Below are 929 nucleotides of genomic sequence, written 5' to 3' on the forward strand. Positions count from 1 at the left end.
CCGGCGGTCCCGCGTCGCCCGCGCCCCGACCCGCCGGCGGGCCCCTTGGCAGCCCGCAGCATCGCCGGCCCCGCATCGGCGTCGTCGCCGTGCAGGGGGCGTTCGCCGAGCACGTCCAGCGGCTGCGCGGGCTCGGCTGCGCCGTGGCGGAGCTGCGTCAGCGCGGCGACCTCGACCAACCCCTCGACGCCCTGGTGCTGCCAGGCGGCGAGTCCACCACGCAGTCCCGGCTCCTGCGTGACGCGGGGATGCTGGGGCCGCTGCGCGAGCGCATCATCGCGGGGCTGCCGGTGCTCGGCACCTGCGCGGGCCTCATCCTGCTGGCCGAGCGTATTGAGGGCACCGGCGACCTGCGGGGCCTCGATGCGCAGGCGGCCGCCGGTCGCGCGGCGGTGGAGGGGCTGCGCACGCTACCCGTCACGGTGAGCCGCAACGCCTACGGGCGCCAGCTCGGCAGCTTCCACGCCGAGGGCGCCTGGGAAGGCGGGGCCGCTGACGAATCGCGTGCCACCGCGCCTGGCCAGCCGCCGAAGCCACAGGAGCAGCCCGGCAAGCCCGACGGCGCGCGGCTCGCCCCCGCCCCCGTCCCCCTCACCTTCATCCGCGCCCCGCGCATCGTGCAGCGGGACCCCGGCGTCCGACCGCTCGTCACGCTGGGCGACCAGCCCGTCGCCGTCCAGTACGGCAGCCAGATAGGCGCCGCCTTCCACCCCGAGCTCGACGAGGACGAGCGAATCTACCGGCGCCTCCTCGATCTGGCACGATAGCCGAAGCGCCGTGCGTCCCGGCAGCACGGCGGGCAACGCCGCAGCACGCGTGCGCGCAGCCGAACGCCGCGGCAAAAGCCGACGCAGCTGCGCCCTCCGCCCCCCCCCGCAAGCCCGCCCTGCGCGCCGCCCGCGCAGCCGCGCGCCCATCGCTCCGCGCCC

1 protein-coding gene is annotated in these 929 nt (G+C 77.6%); it reads left to right on the plus strand.

Annotated features, from left to right (window positions below; genetic code table 11):
• Positions 1 to 767, plus strand: a 767-nt coding sequence (gene pdxT, locus D1643_RS11110; RefSeq protein WP_201751116.1) for a pyridoxal 5'-phosphate synthase glutaminase subunit PdxT, incomplete at its 5' end; no start/stop codon positions are given.
• Positions 768 to 929 lie beyond the last annotated feature (162 nt).

It is taken from the genome of Enterorhabdus sp. P55, assembly GCF_009911695.1.
Classification (GTDB): domain Bacteria; phylum Actinomycetota; class Coriobacteriia; order Coriobacteriales; family Eggerthellaceae; genus Enterorhabdus.